Origin of the sequence: Streptomyces aculeolatus (assembly GCF_020400605.1) — a bacterium.
GTDB classification, from domain to species: domain Bacteria; phylum Actinomycetota; class Actinomycetes; order Streptomycetales; family Streptomycetaceae; genus Streptomyces; species Streptomyces aculeolatus.
The window spans coordinates 508,732-526,216 of sequence record NZ_JAINRD010000001.1; the positions used below are offsets into that span (position 1 = coordinate 508,732).

General features: G+C 73.6%; 12 protein-coding genes and 1 pseudogene. 9 read left to right on the top strand and 4 right to left on the bottom strand.

Annotated elements, in window-relative coordinates; translation table 11 throughout:
- The first annotated feature begins 84 nt into the window (after positions 1-84).
- From LG396_RS02190 to LG396_RS02205, 4 genes and pseudogenes are all read left to right on the top strand, one after another.
- Positions 85-1,356: an aspartate kinase gene (locus LG396_RS02190; RefSeq protein WP_018836618.1), complete on the top strand. Its 1,272-nt coding sequence runs from the start codon at positions 85-87 to the stop codon at positions 1,354-1,356.
- A gap of 321 nt (positions 1,357-1,677) precedes the next feature.
- On the top strand, positions 1,678-2,241 hold the full coding sequence (locus LG396_RS02195) for a SigE family RNA polymerase sigma factor (RefSeq protein WP_078572978.1): 564 nt from the start codon (positions 1,678-1,680) through the stop codon (positions 2,239-2,241).
- Positions 2,238-3,782, top strand: a complete 1,545-nt coding sequence (locus tag LG396_RS02200) for a hypothetical protein (protein WP_225793345.1) — start codon at positions 2,238-2,240, stop codon at positions 3,780-3,782. The genes LG396_RS02195 and LG396_RS02200 overlap by 4 nt, the downstream gene beginning before the upstream one ends.
- A gap of 229 nt (positions 3,783-4,011) precedes the next feature.
- Positions 4,012-4,599: pseudogene (locus LG396_RS02205) on the top strand (SURF1 family cytochrome oxidase biogenesis protein); the annotation flags it as partial.
- 133 nt (positions 4,600-4,732) lie between these two features.
- On the opposite strand, the gene LG396_RS02210 reads toward LG396_RS02205, so the two are convergent.
- The 3 genes from LG396_RS02210 to LG396_RS02220 all read right to left on the bottom strand — a co-directional run bounded on the left by LG396_RS02210 (position 4,733) and on the right by LG396_RS02220 (position 9,069).
- The gene (locus LG396_RS02210) at positions 4,733-6,808 is read right to left on the bottom strand and encodes a S9 family peptidase (RefSeq protein WP_308190056.1); all 2,076 of its coding nucleotides are present in this window, start codon (positions 6,806-6,808) and stop codon (positions 4,733-4,735) included.
- Between the two features lie 128 nt (positions 6,809-6,936).
- Complete coding sequence (locus tag LG396_RS02215) at positions 6,937-8,235, bottom strand: TRM11 family methyltransferase (protein WP_130456425.1); 1,299 nt, start codon at positions 8,233-8,235, stop codon at positions 6,937-6,939.
- Between the two features lie 228 nt (positions 8,236-8,463).
- Positions 8,464-9,069, bottom strand: a complete 606-nt coding sequence (locus tag LG396_RS02220) for a superoxide dismutase (protein ID WP_225793347.1) — start codon at positions 9,067-9,069, stop codon at positions 8,464-8,466.
- A gap of 295 nt (positions 9,070-9,364) precedes the next feature.
- Between LG396_RS02220 and LG396_RS02225 the strand changes: the two genes are divergently transcribed.
- The 5 genes from LG396_RS02225 (at position 9,365) to LG396_RS02245 (ending at position 15,772) form a co-directional block, all read left to right on the top strand.
- Positions 9,365-11,929, top strand: a complete 2,565-nt coding sequence (locus LG396_RS02225; protein WP_225793348.1) for a polysaccharide lyase family 8 super-sandwich domain-containing protein — start codon at positions 9,365-9,367, stop codon at positions 11,927-11,929.
- Positions 11,930-12,044: 115 nt separating this feature from the next.
- On the top strand, positions 12,045-12,578 hold the full coding sequence (locus tag LG396_RS02230) for a hypothetical protein (protein ID WP_225793349.1): 534 nt from the start codon (positions 12,045-12,047) through the stop codon (positions 12,576-12,578).
- 225 nt (positions 12,579-12,803) lie between these two features.
- Positions 12,804-13,241 carry a hypothetical protein gene (locus LG396_RS02235; protein WP_225793350.1) on the top strand — a complete coding sequence of 146 codons (438 nt, stop codon included), beginning with the start codon at positions 12,804-12,806 and terminating at the stop codon, positions 13,239-13,241.
- Between the two features lie 90 nt (positions 13,242-13,331).
- Positions 13,332-14,504, top strand: coding sequence for a PLP-dependent cysteine synthase family protein (locus tag LG396_RS02240; RefSeq protein WP_225793351.1), 1,173 nt, complete (start codon positions 13,332-13,334; stop codon positions 14,502-14,504).
- Positions 14,501-15,772 carry an MFS transporter gene (locus tag LG396_RS02245; RefSeq protein ID WP_225793352.1) on the top strand — a complete coding sequence of 424 codons (1,272 nt, stop codon included), beginning with the start codon at positions 14,501-14,503 and terminating at the stop codon, positions 15,770-15,772. Before LG396_RS02240 ends, LG396_RS02245 begins: the two co-directional genes overlap by 4 nt.
- Positions 15,773-15,826: 54 nt before the next feature.
- On the opposite strand, the gene LG396_RS02250 is transcribed toward LG396_RS02245, so the two are convergent.
- Positions 15,827-17,344 (bottom strand): CehA/McbA family metallohydrolase domain-containing protein, encoded by a 1,518-nt coding sequence (locus tag LG396_RS02250; RefSeq protein ID WP_225793353.1) that lies wholly within the window; start codon positions 17,342-17,344, stop codon positions 15,827-15,829.
- Positions 17,345-17,485 lie beyond the last annotated feature (141 nt).

Sequence of the window (17,485 nt, forward strand, 5' to 3'; positions counted from 1 at the left end):
GTACGTCTCCGAACCGGCCCGGCCAGTGCGTACTGGCCGGCTCGGTAGACTGAGCCGACCGAAACACCATTGCGAGGAGCGCACGTGGGCCTTGTCGTGCAGAAGTACGGCGGCTCTTCCGTCGCCGACGCCGAGGGCATCAAGCGCGTCGCCAAGCGGATCGTCGAGACCAAGAAGGCCGGCCATCAGGTCGTCGTCGTGGTGTCCGCGATGGGCGACACGACGGACGAGCTGATCGATCTCGCCGAGCAGGTCTCACCGATCCCGACCGGCCGCGAACTCGACATGCTGCTCACCGCGGGCGAGCGGATCTCCATGGCCCTGCTGGCGATGGCGATCAAGAAACTGGGCCACGAGGCGCTGTCGTTCACCGGCAGCCAGGCGGGTGTGATCACCGACGCCGTGCACAACAAGGCGCGGATCATCGACGTCACGCCCGGCCGGATCCAGGAGGCCGTGAACAAGGGCGCCATCGCGATCGTCGCCGGCTTCCAGGGTGTTTCGCAGGACAGCAAGGACATCACGACGCTCGGCCGCGGCGGCTCGGACACCACGGCGGTGGCGCTGGCGGTCGCGCTCGAGGCGGAGGTCTGCGAGATCTACACCGACGTGGACGGCGTGTTCACCGCCGACCCGCGGGTGGTCAAGAAGGCCCGTAAGATCGATCGGATCCCGTACGAGGACATGCTCGAACTGGCCACCAGCGGGTCGAAGGTCCTGCTGCACCGCTGCGTCGAGTACGCCCGCCGGTACAACATGCCCATTCATGTCCGCTCCTCGTTTTCGGGGCATCCGGGCACCTGGGTAGGCAATATCTCCGAGGGAGCAGAAGGCATGGAGCACGCGATCATCTCCGGAGTCGCGCACGACGTCTCCGAGGCGAAGATCACGGTGGTCGGGGTCCCGGACAAGCCGGGCGAGGCCGCCGCCATCTTCCGGGCGATTGCGGACGCCGAGATCAACATCGACATGGTGGTGCAGAACGTCTCGGCCGCCGCCACCGGCCTGACCGACATCTCCTTCACCCTGCCCAAGACCGACGGCCACCGCGCGATGGAACTGCTGACCAAGGCGCAGCCGTCGATCGGCTTCGAGTCGCTGCGCTACGACGACCAGGTCGGCAAGATCTCCCTCGTCGGCGCCGGCATGCGCTCGCACCCGGGCGTCACGGCCACGTTCTTCGAGGCGCTGTCCAACGCCGGGGTCAACATCGAGCTCATCTCGACCTCCGAGATCCGCATCTCGGTGGTGACCCGCGAGGACGTCGTCAAGGACGCGGTACGGGCCGTGCACACGGCGTTCGGCCTCGACAGCGAGAGCGACGAGGCGGTCGTCTACGGCGGTACGGGCCGCTGAAGCCAGTCGTAATCGATCCGTTGGTCCATACCGCTTGCGCCGAACACCCTTGCCATCCGACGATTTCGGTTCGCGCCGTCTGCAACCGCGGCGGCGCCGCGGAGCGTCTCTGTCCCTGCCCGCATTGGCCGGCCGCACGGGTAGCGAGGGAGTGGGCATGGCAGTACGCGCGGTAACACCACCGGCGTTGCCGCCGTGCGCGTACAACCTTGACGGGGGTCGGTGTGTCAAACAGGCGTGGCAGAGGCACTCAGCATTGCGACCCTTCCGGCCGGCCCCGCGCTGCGCCCCGGTTCTCCCGCGGCGTCCCGGGGGCTGCCGGTGATCGCGCCGTGGTCTGCGCGGCCCGCCGCGAAGAAGTCCGCGGCGGACGCTGACGACGCCATGGCAGAGGGCACCAGCGTCGACCACCTCACCGAGACGTACCAGACCCACTACCGGTCGCTGCTCGGTCTCGCCGCGCTGCTGCTCGACGACCTCGCCTCCTGCGAGGACGTGGTGCAGGAGGCTTTCATCCGCGTGCACTCCGCGCGCAAGCGGGTCAAGGACCCGGACAAGACCCTCGCCTATCTGCGGCAGACGGTCGTCAACCTTTCACGTTCCGCGCTCCGTCGGCGCATCACCGGGCTGAAGCTGCTCTCCAAGCCCATGCCCGACATGGCCAGCGCGGAAGAGGGTGCGTACGAACAGTTGGAGCGCGACCAATTGATCCAGGCGATGCGCGGGCTGCAGCGCCGGCAGCGCGAGGTGCTCGTGCTGCGTTACTTCGCGGACATGACCGAGGCTCAGGTGGCCGAGGCGCTGGGCATCTCGCTCGGCTCCGTCAAGGCGTACGGGTCCCGGGGCATCGCCGCACTGCGAACAGCCATGGGAGCGCCGGCATGAGCGAGCGTTTCTACGGATCGGGGCCCCCGTGGGAGCGGGGCTCCGAGGGATCCGGCGGGTCGGGAGCAGGGGCCGGGGCCGGACGCGGGGCAGTGGACGTGGCGGAGACGGCGGAGCTGCCGGATGTGTCGGCGGACTCGGACGAGGTGACGGTGCCGGTGCCGGAGGCGGCTGTGCCCGAGGCTGCGGAGTCGGAGGCTGCGGGGCCGGACGACGGGACGACGGCGCGGGACGCGTCGGATACGCCGGGTGCGTCGGAAACGGCGCGTGCGTCGAAGGACTCGGGCGCGGGCTCCGGTGAGCCGGGCGGTGCCGCGGAGGCCGGTGGTGCCGCGGAGGCCGGTGGTCCGAAGGGGCCGGCCGGCCCCGGCGGCCCGGACGGTCCCCGCATTCCCGGCAGTCGTCGTGCTCCGGACGGTCTGCCCGGTGCGGCCGGCCCGGGTGGCGACGCCGGCTCCGGTGGTGCGGGCGGTACCGGCGGGGGCGGGAACCCGCGGTGGCCCGGCGGCTTCGGCGACGGTGCCGGGGACGGCGGCGACGACGAGGGCCGCGAGGACGAGCTGCGGCTGCTGCTGCACTCCGCGGTCGACGGCCTGGAGCCGGCGCCCGGCACGCTGCAGTACCTCCAGCGGGCGGTCCCCGCGCGGCGTACGCGCCGTCGGCAACTGGTCGCGGTCGCCGCGGTCGCGGTGGTCGCGCTGGCCGTCTCGGTGCCGGCGCTGATGAACGTCGCCGGCTCGACCAGTGAGAAGAACCCGCGCCAGGACATCGCCAACAGCCAGATGCCCGGTGCCGGGCAGCAGGGCGGAGGCGGCGCCGTCGAGGGCAACGACTCGGACGCCACCGCCGGCACCAAGGAGCCGAGCGACAAGGAAGAGAAGACCGAGCCCCCCGGGGAGGACGAGAACACCGCCGCCCCGACCGGCGGCTCCGAGGGCACGACGGCCACCGAGCCGTGCGCTCCGGCGCAGGTCAGCGAGCCCGTCGCGGCCAGCGGCACGCCCGACGAGGCGGGCCGGGTCACCGGCTCCTTCACCGTCACCAACGTCTCCGCCACCGCCTGCGTGGTCGAGTCGTCCGACGGCGTGCGGGTGGGCGGTACGTTCGGCGCGGCGAGCGCGAGCGCGGTCGACACCCGGACGCACACCGTCGGCGACGCCGCCACGGACCTGCTGCCGGCGCCCGAGACCACCGGCACGCTGGTGCTGGCGGCCGGCGAGTCGTACGTGGTGGAGTTCGCCTGGGTGCCGGAGCCCAGCAGCGACGGCGGCTGCACCACCACCGCCACCACCCCGGCCCCGGACCCCAGCGACGACACGCAGTCGTCGCCGGACGAGACGCAGTCCGAGACCGACCAGGGGACCGAGACCGGCGGCGACACCGGCGGCACCGGTGAGCCGGGCGAAGGCGACGGCACCACCGACGGCTCCGTCACCCTGACCCACTCGCCCGAGGCCGACTCCTCCGCCGTGGCCAGCGTCACGGTCCAGAACGCCTGCGCGGGCACGGTTTACTACACCGAACCGCTCCCGAGCGCCTGACCCGTACCGCGGCGGGGCAGGAGCGGCCCGTGGCCGCACGCGCTCCGCTCCGCCGCGGGCCCGGGCCTGAGTCCGGGCCCCGGCGCCGACCGGCCCCCGGGCGGGGGGCCGCCGGGGGAGGCCGTACCGTGGAGGCGTGTACCGGTTCCTGCTGACGCCCCGGTGGTGGGTCGTCAACATCCTCGCCGCACTCGCCATCCCGGTGTGCCTCGTCATGGGCAGCTGGCAGATGGGCCGCTTCGAGACGCGCGTGGAAACCCACCAGGAACAGCAGGAGCAGAAGGACCGCGGCGACGCCACCGCCGCCCGGCCGATGGGCGAGCTGCTGCCCGTCACCCAGGAGACGACCGGCGACGCGGCGAGCGTCACCGGGCGCTACGGCCCCCAACTCCTCGTCCCCGACCGCACCCTCGACGGCGAGACCGGCTTCTACGTGCTGACCCTTCTGCGCACCGACGCCCCCGTGGGCGACGACGGCGCCGGGAGCGACGACAGCGACGACAGCGACGACAGCGCAGCCGGAACCCCCACCTCCGTCCCCGTCTTGCGCGGCTGGCTGCCCGGCGAGGCCGACCCGGCGAAGGCCCCCGAGCCGCCGGCCGGCGAGGTCACCGTCACCGGCGCCCTGCAGGCGTCCGAGCACCAGGGCTCCCCCGGCGTGCACACCGAGGGCGGGCTGCCCCGCGGCCAGGTCGGGATGATCAGCGCCGCGGCGCTGATCAACGTCGTGGACGAGCGGGTCTCCACGGCCTGGATCACCCTCTTCGAGGCCGACGGCGGGATGCGGCCCGTCCCCGCCGAGGTCCCGCAGGGCAGCGGGCTCGACCTCAAGGCGTTCCAGAACCTCGGCTACACGGCCCAGTGGTTCGTCTTCGCCGGCTTCGTGATCTTCATGTGGTACCGCCTCTTCCGCCGTGAGGCGGAGGTCGCGCGCGACATGGCCCTCGGCCTCACCTCCCCCGATCCCGAGGGGAGCGGTCCTGCGGCTCCGGATCCGGCCCCTGCTGCCGCGGAGCCAGGTCCGGAAGCAGATGACGGCGAACGAAGTCGAGCTCCAGCCCCAACTGCTTGATCCGCTCGTCCACGACCAGCGAGCCGTGCCCCGCGTCGTAGCGGTACACCTCGTGCGGGTGCTCGCGCTCCGCGAGCCGCCCGACGTAGTTCTCCACCTGCCGGATCGGGCACCGCGGATCGTTGACCCCCGCGGAGACGAACACCGGGGCCCGCACCTGGTCCACGTACGTCAGCGGTGACGACGCGGCGTAGCGCTCGGGGACGTCCTGCGGCGAGCCGCCCATCAGCGTGCGGTCCATCGCCTTGAGGGCCTCCATCTCGTCCTCGTACGCCGACACGTAGTCCGCGACGGGCACGGCCGACAGGCCCAGTGCCCAGGCGTCCGGCTGCGTGCCGAGGGCGAGGAGCGACAGATACCCGCCCCACGAACCGCCGCCGACGACCAGCCGCTCGGGGTCCGCCAGACCGGAGGCCACGGCCCACTCCCGCACCGCTGCGATGTCCTCCAGCTCGATGAGCCCCACCCGGTGCTTGAGCGCGTCGGTCCACTCCCGGCCGTAGCCGGTGGAGCCGCGGTAGTTGACGCGGACCACGGCGAAGCCGTGGTCGACCCAGGCGGCGGGGGCGGCCGCGAAGGCGTCGCTGTCCTGCCACGTCGGGCCGCCGTGCACGTCGAACAGGCAGGGGAACGGGCCCTCGCCCGCCGGCCGCTGCACCAGCGCGTGGATCCGGCCGCCCGGCCCGTCGACCCAGGCGTCCTCCACCGGCACCGAACCCGGCGCCGCGGGGCCCGGCGGCTGGAGCACCACGGCCCCCTCGGAGGACCGCACCTGCGGCGGCTCCGCGCCCGACGACCAGTGGAACTCCACCGTGCCGTCCGGCCGTGCCGTCGCCCCCGAGATCGTCCCCGGCGGGGTCTCCACCCGGGTCAGGGCACCGGAGCCGGCGCCCTCCAGCCCGTACCTCCACAGCTCGCTGCGCGCCTGGTACGTATGCAGCACGAGCAGGGCACTGCCGTCCGGATACCACTCCGCCGACACGTCCCCCGGCAGGTCGAGCTCCAGCTCCCGGGTCTCCCCCGTGACCGGATCCCAGATCATCGGCTCCCACCGGCCGCGCCGCTGGTGCCCGACGAGCAGCCGCGAGTCGCCCGCCACCGGGGCGAAGCCCAGGACCTCCAGGCCCAGCTCCTCCCGGCCGCCCTTGGTGTCGTCCAGATCGGCGACCACCGGGTCCACGCCGGGGAAGCCGCCGAGCCGCAGCACGCGCAGGGCGGCGTGCATCGCGTCGCCGTGCTCGGTGTGCTCGATGGCGAGCAGCCTGCCGTCGTGCGAGAGGTCGCCGACGCCTGCGGACTCCCGGTGCCGGTAGATCTCGCTGGGCTCGCCGCCGGGCCGCACGAGGTGGATCGTCGTGCCCGTCTCCTCCGTGGACCTGCCGACCACCGCCGAGCCGTCCCGCCCGAGCGCGAGCCCGGCCGAGTACGCCGCCGGCAGACCAGGCGCCGCCGCCCGGTCCTGCCCCGGGGCGGCGCCCGCGAACGGCTGCCGCCGCCAGACCCCGAACTCGTCCCCGTCGGTGTCGCAGAACCACCACACCCACTCGCCGTCCGGCGTCAGCGCGCCGTCCGTCGTGCCGTTCGGCCGGTCGGTGACCTGGCGGATGCCGCCCGTGCGGCGGTCCCAGGCGTACAGCTCGAACGTGCCGGTCACGTTCGACACGTACAGCGCGCGGTCCGGCGCGTCCTCCGCCCACCCGGGCAGGCTGATCCGCGGTGCCCGGAACCGCCGCTCCCACGCCGGCGCCGCACTCGCCTGCCCGCCGGGGCCCGCGGCCGACTCGCTGCCGCCTGCCCCGCTGGCGCCCGCCTTTCCGACTGTCCTGCCGCCGTCCGCCATGTCCGCGCCGGTGCCGTCGCTCCGGCCGGTCCCGCCGTCGGCTCCGTAGCCCTCGCGGCCGATGCTTGCGCCGTCGCCCGCATGTCCCGCCTTGCCCCCGTCGATCTCGCTCATGCCGACATTCTGCGGCCTCGCCGGAGCCGAGTGGAGCGCGCACCGCCAATCTGTGGATTACTCCCCAGTTGTGGATAAACCCCCGCCGCCGCGGACCCGCGCCACCGCCCCGGCGCCCGCCGCGAGTCCTACGGCCGTCCGCCCGACACCGCGTACTCGAACAGCGCCTTGTTGCTGTTCCGCTTGCGGATGACCTCCACCTCGATCCCCGCGAACCCCGCCTCGCGGAGCAGCGCCGCGTACCACTCCTGCGCCGGCACCTGGTTCCCGTAGAAGGTCGAGTTGCCGATCACGTAGACCACCCGCCCGCCGCCGCGCACGTTCCGGTACGCCGCCCGGAAGTGCCCCCACATGTCGTGCACGTACTTGCCCACGTAGTTCGCCAGCAGCGGCCCGTTCCGCCCGCCGTCCCGGCGGATCGCCGCCTGCGTCCGGGCCAGCTCGCCCGCCACCGGCTCCGGCACCCCGTCGGCCTCCGGCCCCGGCGGGCGCCAGGCCCGTACGCGCGAGGTGGCCGCGCCCCAGGTGCCGCCGATCGCCTGCCAGTCCAGCCGGCCCGCGTCCTCGGCCCGGCGCAGGTGCCGCATCCAGTACATGTACGGGCGCAGCTCGCGGATGTACGACATGCGGTTCACGTACGGCGGCGAGGTCAGCAGCAGGTCGCAGGGCGTGAGCCGGCCGGCGGCGGGCTGCATGTCGCGGGAGTCGCCGTGCAGGACGCGCGCCGTGCCGGGCAGCGGGTCCGCGGCGTTCGCGAGCGTGGTGCCGGCCTCGCGGCGGAACGTCTCCAGCACCTCCCGCGCGGCGTCGAGGTCGAGCGCCTGGACGGTGCCGCCGCCCGCCCCCTCGGCCCCGTCCTTCTCCCCGTCCTCCTTGAACGACATGCTCTGGTGGTTGAACGCCGCGTTGCTCGACGCGATCAGCGTCCGGCAGAACGCCACGTCCAGGAGGTCCCGCCCGCCCGGCGGCAGCCCGCCCGCCGCGACGTCCAGCGCCCGCCGTACCGCCTTCAGCGCGTCCAGCGCGCTCCGTGCCCACCACCGCCCGATGTTGTGCAGCTCCGGCTCCCACAGCTCGCCGGCCCCGGGGAGTAACTCCTCGGCGCGGTGCACCAGGGGCGCGAGTGCCCGCCGCGTCTCGCGCAGGTGTTCCGGCTCGTAGGCGGCCGTCTTCATCTTCCCCAGCCAGATCAGGAACGGGTTCACGTCCAGCGACTGCCCCGTCAGTCCGTGCTCGGCGGCGGCCAGGGGAGTGGTGCCGGTGCCGGAGAAGGGGTCGGTGACGACGGAGCCGGGCGGCATCTCGGCGGCGTAGCGGCGCACGAGGCTCACGGAGTAGGCGGGGGTCAGCCGGAGCCAGCCGTGCCGGCCGGCGCCCGTGTTGGCTCGGTAGGTGAGGTGTGCGTTCTGACGTGTGCCCGACCGCATGCTCTCGCTCTCGCCGATGGGGGTGGGGGGTAGCGTGGATCGTAGTGTGCGGCGGCCGGTTGCCCGGCGTGAACGGGCAAGTCTCGTCGTACGGAACGAGGTTGCACTGCCGTACGAAGCGCGCGTACGCAGCGGCCGCCCCCTCGCCGTACGCGAGAGAGCGGCCTGTCGCCTTCTGGCGGTGTTTCCCGTGAAACCCCCGCCGCGTCCCCGGTCTCAGCCGCTGTCTCAGCCGCGCGCCGTCGCCTCCGCGTACCGCGCCGAGACGTCGTCCCAGTTCACGAGGTCCCACAGCTTCTGGACGTAGTCGGGGCGGACGTTCTTGTACTGCAGGTAGTAGGCGTGCTCCCAGGCGTCGAAGACCAGCAGCGGGGTGCTGCCCTGGCCGACGTTGCCGTGGTGGTCGTAGACCTGTTCGACGATCAGGCGCTTGCCCAGCGGCTCCCACGCCAGCACGCCCCAGCCCGAGCCCTGCACCGAGGCGGTGGCGGCGCTCAGTTGCTTCCGGAACGCCTCGAAGCCGCCCAGGTGCTCGTCGATGGCGTCGCGGAGGGCGCCGTCGGGGCGGTCGCCGCCGTCCGGCGAGAGGTTCTCCCAGAAGATCGTGTGCAGGACGTGCCCGGAGAGGTTGAAGGCGTACGTCTTCTCCAGCCCGACCAGGTTCCCGAACTGCTCCTTGTCGCGTGCCTCGGCGAGCTGCTCCAGCGTGTCGTTGGCGCCCTTGACGTAGGCGGCGTGGTGCTTGGCGTGGTGCAGTTCGAGGATCTGCCCGGTGATCGCGGGCTCCAACGCGGCGTAGTCGTAGGGCAGATCGGGTAGCGCGTACGTGCTCATCAGGCGCTGCTCCTTTCGTGGGACATCCGTGCCCGATCACCCTACGCGCTTATTGCATAGTACTTGCAACAACTCCTGGCATGCATCAAGCTGGTTCCGCCGGGCGGGGTCCGGCGGTAGGCGATCGTCTTCCCGCCGGTGCGCTCCGGCTACCTGTGCGCCGGGCCCCGCCCGGCAGATCCGCGGCTCCTTCCCCGGTGCGATCTCCCCGTACGGGCTCGCAAGCGCTTGTCGGCGCACCCCCCATCTGCTTGACTCCGGCTGCCAGTGCCCCAACGCACCGGGGGAGGACCCCATGGAGTTCACCCGCAGACGCCTGCTGTCCACCCTGCCCGCCGCCGGCCTGCTGGCGGTCCTCCCGGCCCGCCCGGCCCTCGCCGCCGGAAGCGCCCGGGCCGCCGACCCCGCCCTCCTCCTCGCCCACACCCGCGACGTCTTCGCGGGCACCCCCGCGACCAACGCCCGGCCGGAGGCCGCCGCCAAGGTCGCCGCCCTCCACGCCACCGCCCGCGCCAACCTCGCCGCGATGGCCGACACCGGCACCGCCGCCGGCGAACTGTTCGCCGGTGTCCCCCTCGGCACCAGCGACGTCAACCTCGCCACCTCGTACCGCATGCTCTACGAGATCGCCCTGGCCACCCGCGCCCCCGGCGGCGACCTCCACGGCGACGCCGCCGCCCAGCGCCGCGCCGTCGACGGCCTGGTGTGGCTGCACGAGCACTACTACGGCGACCAGTCGCAGGGCTACTACGGCAACTGGCACAACTGGGAGATCGCCATCTCCACCCACGTCGGCAAGGCCTTCGCGCTCCTCGCCGACGTCCCGGACGCGGTCCCCGCCGGGCTGCTCACGACGTACGTCGCATCGATGGACGCGTACCTGCGCAACGGCAAGGACGGCGACGTCGACCTCGACTCCCGCTTCCACACCGGTGCCAACCTCGCCGACATCACCACCAACCGCATCATCCAGGGCGCCCTGCTCGCCGCCGCCCAGGAGGCCGGCGGCGAGGCGCGTATCGCCAAGGCCCTCGAGGACCAGCTCACCGTCTTCGCCACCATCGACCCGTACGACATCCGCCACGGCAACACCGACGGCTACTACGCCGACGGGTCGTTCATCCAGCACCACTCCGTCGCGTACACCGGCTCGTACGGCAAGGGGCTGCTCACCCGCGTCGTCCAGACGCTCAAGATCCTCGACGGCACGGGCTTCGCGAACACCGAGGCGCTCGTGCCCGTCGTGCAGCGCTGGGTGCGCGACGGCTTCGCGCCGCTGATCTTCGAAGGCTGGATGATGGAGGTCGTCAAGGGCCGCGCCGTCGTCCGCACCACCTCCGGATACACCGACGTGGCCGCCGTCGTCGAAGCCGTCGTCGACCTCGCCGACTACACGTCCGGCGCCGACGCGACCGCGCTCAAGAGCTACGTCAAGCACATCCGGGCCACTTCGCGCGCCGCCCTCGACCCCGCCGGCTTCGTCTCGCCCGTCAGCGTCGTGCGCTACGCCGACATCGTCGGCGACGACGCCGTCCCGCCCGCCGACCTCAACCCGGCCGCGCGCAGCGTCGCGTTCAACGCGATGGACAAGCACGTCCACCGCCGCCCCGGCTTCGCGTTCGCGCTGGCGCGCAGTTCGGACCGCATCAGCAAGTACGAGTACATGAGCGGCGAGAACCTGATGCCCTGGTTCCAGGGGGACGGCGCGTACTACCTGTACCTCTCCGGGCAGGACCAGACGCGCGCGTACGGCGTCGACTACTACACCGTCGTCTCCCCCTACGGCCTCGCAGGCGCCACCGCGCCCGTCGAGCGGCGCGGGACGATACCGGAGCTGTACGACGGCAAGCTCTGGTACGACAACCCGGGCCACCCGCTGAACTTCACGTCGTCCTCCGAGTCGCAGAACAAGTACGTCTACTTCCCGCGCGGCACCAACCGCCACTCCGGCGGCGCCGTCCTCGGTGCGTACGGCGCCTCCGCGATGGTGCAGTCCGACGACGTCGCGTACGCCGAACGCGGGCTCCTCCCGGACGACTTCGTCGTCTACCGCAACGCGACCGCCACCAAGTCGTGGTTCATGCTCGACGACGAGATCGTCGTCCTGGCCGCGGGGATCGGCGACCCCGCCGGCCGCACAGTAACTACTGCCGTCGACGCGCGCACCGCCGATCCCTCCGCCGCCGTCACCGTCACCGGCGCGCGCCGCGACGGCCGCGCCTGGGAGGGCCCGGGCACGGCGCAACTGAACTGGCTGCGCTACGCGGACGCCGCGGAGGGCACCGCCGTCGGGTACGTCTTCCTGGACGCCCCCCGCGTCCGGGTCGGCCTCGAGGACGTCACCCGCAGCCGCCGCGTCGTCCGCACCGGGAACCCGGACACGGCGGTGACGCGCACGGTGTTCAGCGCCGCCGTCGACCACGAGCCGCGGCACGGGCTCGCGCGCCTGGCGTACGCCCTGGTGCCGCACGCCTCCGCCGCGCAGTTGGACGCGTACCGGCGCCGCGGCCCGCTCACCGTGACCGCCAACTCCCCGCGCCTCCAGGCCGTCCGCCACTCCGGCCTCCGCCTGACCGCCGCGAATTCCTTCACCTCCGGCCGCCACGACACCGCGGGGCTGAGCATCGACGGGCCCGCCTCGGTGCTCGTACGGACCGGGGAGGACGGGCGCGTCGGCGTGGCCGTCGCGGACCCGACGATGGACCGCGACACGGTGACCGTGGTGCTGCGCGGCGGGCCCCTGCGGAAGGCCGCGGGGGACGACGGGGTCCGGGTCAGCCGGGTGCCCGGCGGGACGAAGCTGGTGGTGGACACGCATCACGCCTACGGCAGGAGCCTGACGGTGAGCCTGGAGAAGTAGGCGGGCAGCCGGGGCACATCGTCCGGTTCGGGGCCATGTGCTCACGGGGCCGCGGGGCTACCCTGTGGTCACAGGGGCTCGGACATGGGCGGCCGGCCTGACCGGGGGAGGACGAGTGTCTGAGTTGTTCTTACGCGGCTTGAGCCGGTGGCAGGCGGACACGCAGCGCGAGGCCGTGGCGGACGTGTACGTCGCGTCGTACAACGGCGCGGTCGGCGGGGCGGCGCCCGAGCGGGAGGGCTTCCTGCGCCGGCTCGAAGACCACGTGCAGCGGCCGGGGTTCGAGATGGTGCTGGCCGGGGGCGACCGCCCGGTGGGCTGCGCGTACGGGTTCCGGGCCGACCGCTCCGGCGTGTGGTGGCCGGACTTCCCGGAGGGGCCGCCGCTGGCGCTGGCGGAGGTCACCTCGTCGCCGCGGGCGTTCGTGGTGGCGGAGCTGATGGTGGTGCCGGACCAGCGCCGCCGGCACATCGCCACGCGACTGCAGCAGCACCTGCTGGCCCGCTGGGCCCCGTCCCCCGCGGTGGCGCTGCTGCCGCAGGACAACGCGGCGGCGGGTGCGGCGTACCAGACCTGGGGCTGGTCCAGGACCGGCAGCCTCCATCCGGTACCGCCGGTGCCGCCGCTGGACCTCTGGACGCACAGGTAAGCCGTACGGGCCCGGTCGTCAAGGGCGCACCGGCGTGGCGGTGCTGAACCTGCTCCTCAGCCCGACCGACCGCTCCCTGGCCCGGACCGGCCGCGGGAGCCGGTCAATCCGCGTCCCCGCTATTCACCCGGAAGGGGTGAATAAAGTGCGGATGGGACAGAAGGCCCTACGCTCAGTCGCGTGCCGGGTACTCATGCCGCCGTTCTGCCGCGACTCTGCCGTGCCGTGACCGCCCTTCTCGCAGGGCTGGCGATCGTCGTGCTGGCCCCGGTGTTCGCGTGCGTGGACGCCGGTACGCCGCACCACGAGGGCGCCGGGAGCCTGCGGGGGAGCACGCTCGCGGTGGCACTGGCGCCGGCCGCGTACGCGGAGGCGGCGCCCGAGCACCCGGCCGTGCACACCGGGGACCACCTCGACGACCACGCCGGCCATGCCGACTGCAGCGAGCCGTGCTGCGAGCCCTCCGCCGCCCTCCCCCACGCCGTCGTACGCGACGAACCCGCCGACTCCGCCGCCCACCCCGCGCCGGTCCTCCCCGCCCCCGCCCTCGCCGCACCGCGGGCAGCCGGCGAGGCCCGAGCCGCGCCACCGCACGGCGGCGGCCGCCCGGCGGGCCGCCCCGGCACGGCCCTCCTCCGCCTGGTCTGCGTCAGCCGTACGTGACGGCCCCCGCGCGCCGCGGCGCGCCCGGCCCCCCCACGTACGTACGCGAACACCCGGCCCCGTACCCGCGCGGCCGCGGAAGGACCACCCATGCACTCCACTCTGCGCACCGTCTCCCCCGGCGACCTCCGCGGCTTCGCCGCCGCCCGCCACCTCCCCGACCCCGCGGACGGCGCCCGCAGCACCCCCGCGGGCCTCGTCGGCAACACCCCCGTCCTGTGGATCGGCGAGCCGTTCAGCCCGGCGGGCCACGGCTTCTGGGCCAAGCTGGAGGGCGCCAACCCCGGCGGGCTCAAGGACCGTTCCGCGCTGCACATGGTCGCCGCCGCCCGCCGCCGCGGCGAACTGGCGCCCGGTGCGCCCGTCGTCGAGTCGACCAGCGGCACCCTGGGCCTCGGCCTCGCGCTCGCCGGGATCACCTTCGGCCATCCGGTGACCCTGGTGACCGACCCGGGCCTCGAACCGCTGATGCGGCACCAACTGGCCGCGTACGGGGCGCGCGTCGAGGTCGTACGCGCCCCGCACCCCTCGGGCGGCTGGCAGCAGGCCCGCCGCGACCGGGTCGCGGAACTGCTGGCCGCGCAGCCCGGCGCCTGGTGCCCGGACCAGTACCACAACCCCGACAACCCCGCGGCGTACGACGCCCTCGCCCTCGAACTCGCCGTCCAGCTCGGCCGCGTCGACGTCCTCGTCACCGCGGTCGGCACCGGCGGCCACTCCGCGGGCGTCGCCCGCGCGCTGCGCGCGTTCTCGCCGGGGATGCGGCTGGTCGGGGTGGACTCGGTGCGCTCCACGGTCTTCGGGCAGCCGGCGGGCGAGCGGCTGATGCGCGGGCTCGGCAGCAGCATCCACCCACGCAACGTGGACCACGCGGCGTTCGAGGAGTGCCACTGGGTCGCGGCGCACGAGGCGGTGTGGGCGGCCCGCCGGCTGGTGCGGCACCACTACGCGGGCGGCGGCTGGAGCGTCGGCGCGGTGGCGCTGGTCGCGGGGTGGCTGGCGCGTACGCAGGGGCCCTCGGTCCGTATCGCGGCGGTCTTCCCCGACGGCGTGCAGCGCTACTGGAACACCGTCTTCAGCGACGAGCACTGCCGCACCCACGACCTGCTCGACCGCCCGCCGGCCGCGGACCCCGACGAGATCGCACACCCGGCGGAGCGGACCGTCGAGCGGTGGACCCGCTGCGGCAACGTCGCGGCGGTGCCGGCGGCGGGGACGGCCGCGGCGGCCGCGGGCGTGCCGACGGGGGTGCCGGCCCGATGAGAAACCTGGCGCGGGAGTTCCGCTCGTACGCCGGCGGGGTGCGGCTGCTGATGGTGCAGCAGTTCACCATCAACACCGCGTTCTACATGCTGATGCCGTACCTCGCCGCCCATCTCGCCGACGGGCTGGGCTTGGCCGCGTGGGCCGTGGGCCTGGTCCTGGGCGTGCGGAACTTCTCCCAGCAGGGCATGTTCCTGGTCGGTGGCACACTGGCCGACCGGCTGGGCTGCAAGCCCATGATCGTCGCGGGGTGTGTGCTGCGCACGGCGGGCTTCGGGCTACTGGGCTTCGTGCAGTCGCTGCCGGCGCTGGTCGCCGCGTCGGCGATGACGGGCTTCGCGGGTGCGCTGTTCAACCCGGCGGTGCGGACGTATCTCGCGCAGGCCGTGGGGGAGGAACGGCGCGTGGGCGCGTTCGCGCTGTTCAACGTCTTCTACCAGACGGGGATGTTCGTCGGCCCGCTCGTCGGACTGGCGCTGCTGGCGGCCGACTTCCGGCTGGTCTGCACGGTCGCGGCGCTGCTGTTCCTGGGGCTCACGGTGGTACAGGTGCTGGCGCTGCCCGAGGGGGATGCGGTACGGACCGAGCGCCCGGGGGCGCGCGGGGTGCTGGCCGACTGGCGCACGGTCGTCTCCAACCGCCCCTTCATGCTCTTCTCCGCCGCCATGATCGGCTCGTACGTCCTGTCCTTCCAGGTGTATCTGGCATTGCCCCTCCAGGCCCACCGCGCCTTCCCCGCCGCGGGCGACGCCGTGACCACCGCGCTCTTCGCCGTCTCGGCGGGCGTGGCGGCGGCGGGCCAGCTGCGCGTCACGGGCTGGGCGAAGAAGCGCTGGCCGGCGCAGCGGGCCCTGGTGTACGGCATCGCCCTGATGGGCGTCGCCTTTCTGCCGCTGCTGCTCGCCGGCGCCCCGCCGGGCGGCGGCGGGGCGGCGGCGCGAACGGTGGCACTGGTCCCCCTGCTGCTCGCCGCCGCCCTGCTGGCACTGGGCACGGCCCTGGCGTACCCGTTCGAGATGGACACCGTGGTGTCGCTCTCCGGCGGCCGTCTCGTCGCCACGCACTACGGCCTTTACCACACGGTCTCGGGACTCGGCATCACGCTGGGCAACCTTGCGACGGGTGCGCTGTGGGGCGTGGCGGAGGAGTACCCGCGGCTGCCGTGGCTGGCGCTGACCGCGACGGGTGCGGCCTGCGCCGGCGCCCTGGCGGCGCTGGCCCGCGGCGGGCGGCTGCGCGCGACGCGGCCGGAGCCGGCGCCCGCCTGACCCGGGGGTCCTACGGGGGCGCCGGCGTGCGCCGTACCGCGCGCGTGGGCGCCCCTAACGGACGTGGACGAAGACCGGGTTGGAGTAGAACCACAGGTCCTCCCACGGGCTCTCCAGCCCGTCCGCCACCGGCTCCGCCTCGTCGGTGCTCGTGCCGCGTACGCGCGCGTACATGTCGCCGTCCACGTCACGCAGCGTGTGCCGGATGACGTACTCCTTGCCCTGGCGCCGCCAGTCGCCGGGGCCGAAGCGGGCGGCGACCCGGGTGGTCGGGTTGGTGTCGGCGTCGCGGTCGGCGCTCGGGCCCGTGATGCTGCCGGTGATGAGGTCGACGCGGCGCACCTCGGGGCGGTCGCCGTTGCCGTTCCTGCCGTCCAGCGGGCGGAAGCGGATCTCGATCTCCACGTCGGTGCGGCCCCGGCCGCTGACGGTCAGCGTCTCGCCCATGGCCGCGCCGCGGCCGCGGTTGCCCGCCGTGAGGTCGAGGGAGGTGATGAGGTCGCCGGTGCCCACCCAGACGCGGCCGTTGCGCAGGCCGTCCATGACGTCGGCGTAGTCCTGCCGCGCCAGCACGTGCGTCTTGCTGTACTCGCCCGGCCAGAAGTCGGAGCCGCCGCGCGTCCAGTGCACGTGCGAGTCCGACGTGGCGGTGATCCACCAGCGCCGGCCCTCGCCGAGGAGCGCGTCCCACAGGCCGCCCAGGCGGGCCGTCATCTGGTCGAAGCCGCCGTACGTGGGGTGGTTGCCGTAGCCGCCGCGGGCGCCGCCGACGAGAGGGCCGGCCTGGTGGCCGGGGGCGCCCTCGAAGCCGACGTAGACGTCCGGGGCGACGTCGTTGCCGTTGCGGAACTCGCGCGGCGTGTCCTGGCCGTAGACGCCGAGGCCGGTCGCGGACCGCGAGGCGTGGTGGGCGATCACCAGCGGCTTGCGGTCGACGGTGTTCGCGGCCTTGAGGAACTCGACCATCTTGGCCTCGGTGTCGCGGCCGGGGTCCGCGGGGAACGGGTCGAGCTTGGCGAAGCGGCTCTCCAGCTCGTACAGCAGCTGCGCCTCCTCGCGGTGGTGCGGGATCATCAGCGTGTGGTGGTCGAGGGCGGGCGCGTCGAACTCCATGCCCCAGAACTGCAGCACCTCGGGTACGAGGACGCGCGAGCGCAGCAGGTCGGGGTAGGCCTGCTCCAGGTTGACCTTCGAGTGCGTCGGGCCGCCGTGGTCGGTGCACATCACCCAGGACAGGCCGAAGTGCTTGGCCATGATGGCGTTGGTGACGATGGGGTACACCGCGTCGGCGCCCTTGTGGAACGTGGGCGGGTTGGTGGACGTGTCGAACCTGCCGCTGTACTCGGAGTGCACGTGGTGGTCACCGGCCCGCCAGGTGCGCCGCCGGTCGTTCCCGTGCCCGCCCCGGTCGTTCCCCCGGGCCTCGTTGTCGTCTGCTGCCGCCTCCCCGCTCACGACGAGCGGACTGGCCGCCGCGAGCGTCGCCCCCACGCCGGCGTACCGGACGAGGCGGCGCCGCGAGATCCCGGTGCGCTCGGAGCCTTCGGCGCCTTCGATGTGTCCGTCGTTCATGATGCGGGCCTCTCCTTCGCGTTGCGGGGGGCGACCAGCGAGTTTCGACGGCGGAGCGGAACGGCGGGTGAACGGCGGTGCGGGGGGTGGGGAACAACAGATCACGCGGTGCGCGGTGCGTCGGCGTGCGGGGCGCGTCCC

Excerpts from the sequence above, each read along its gene's own strand:
- LG396_RS02200 (WP_225793345.1), top strand. The coding sequence starts at position 2,238 with ATGAGCGAGCGTTTCTACGGATCGGGGCCCCCGTGGGAGCGGGGCTCC.
- LG396_RS02210 (WP_308190056.1), bottom strand. The coding sequence starts at position 6,808 with ATGAGCGAGATCGACGGGGGCAAGGCGGGACATGCGGGCGACGGCGCA.
- LG396_RS02215 (WP_130456425.1), bottom strand. The coding sequence starts at position 8,235 with ATGCGGTCGGGCACACGTCAGAACGCACACCTCACCTACCGAGCCAAC.
- LG396_RS02220 (WP_225793347.1), bottom strand. The coding sequence starts at position 9,069 with ATGAGCACGTACGCGCTACCCGATCTGCCCTACGACTACGCCGCGTTG.
- LG396_RS02225 (WP_225793348.1), top strand. The coding sequence starts at position 9,365 with ATGGAGTTCACCCGCAGACGCCTGCTGTCCACCCTGCCCGCCGCCGGC.
- LG396_RS02240 (WP_225793351.1), top strand. The coding sequence starts at position 13,332 with ATGCACTCCACTCTGCGCACCGTCTCCCCCGGCGACCTCCGCGGCTTC.
- LG396_RS02245 (WP_225793352.1), top strand. The coding sequence starts at position 14,501 with ATGAGAAACCTGGCGCGGGAGTTCCGCTCGTACGCCGGCGGGGTGCGG.
- LG396_RS02250 (WP_225793353.1), bottom strand. The coding sequence starts at position 17,344 with ATGAACGACGGACACATCGAAGGCGCCGAAGGCTCCGAGCGCACCGGG.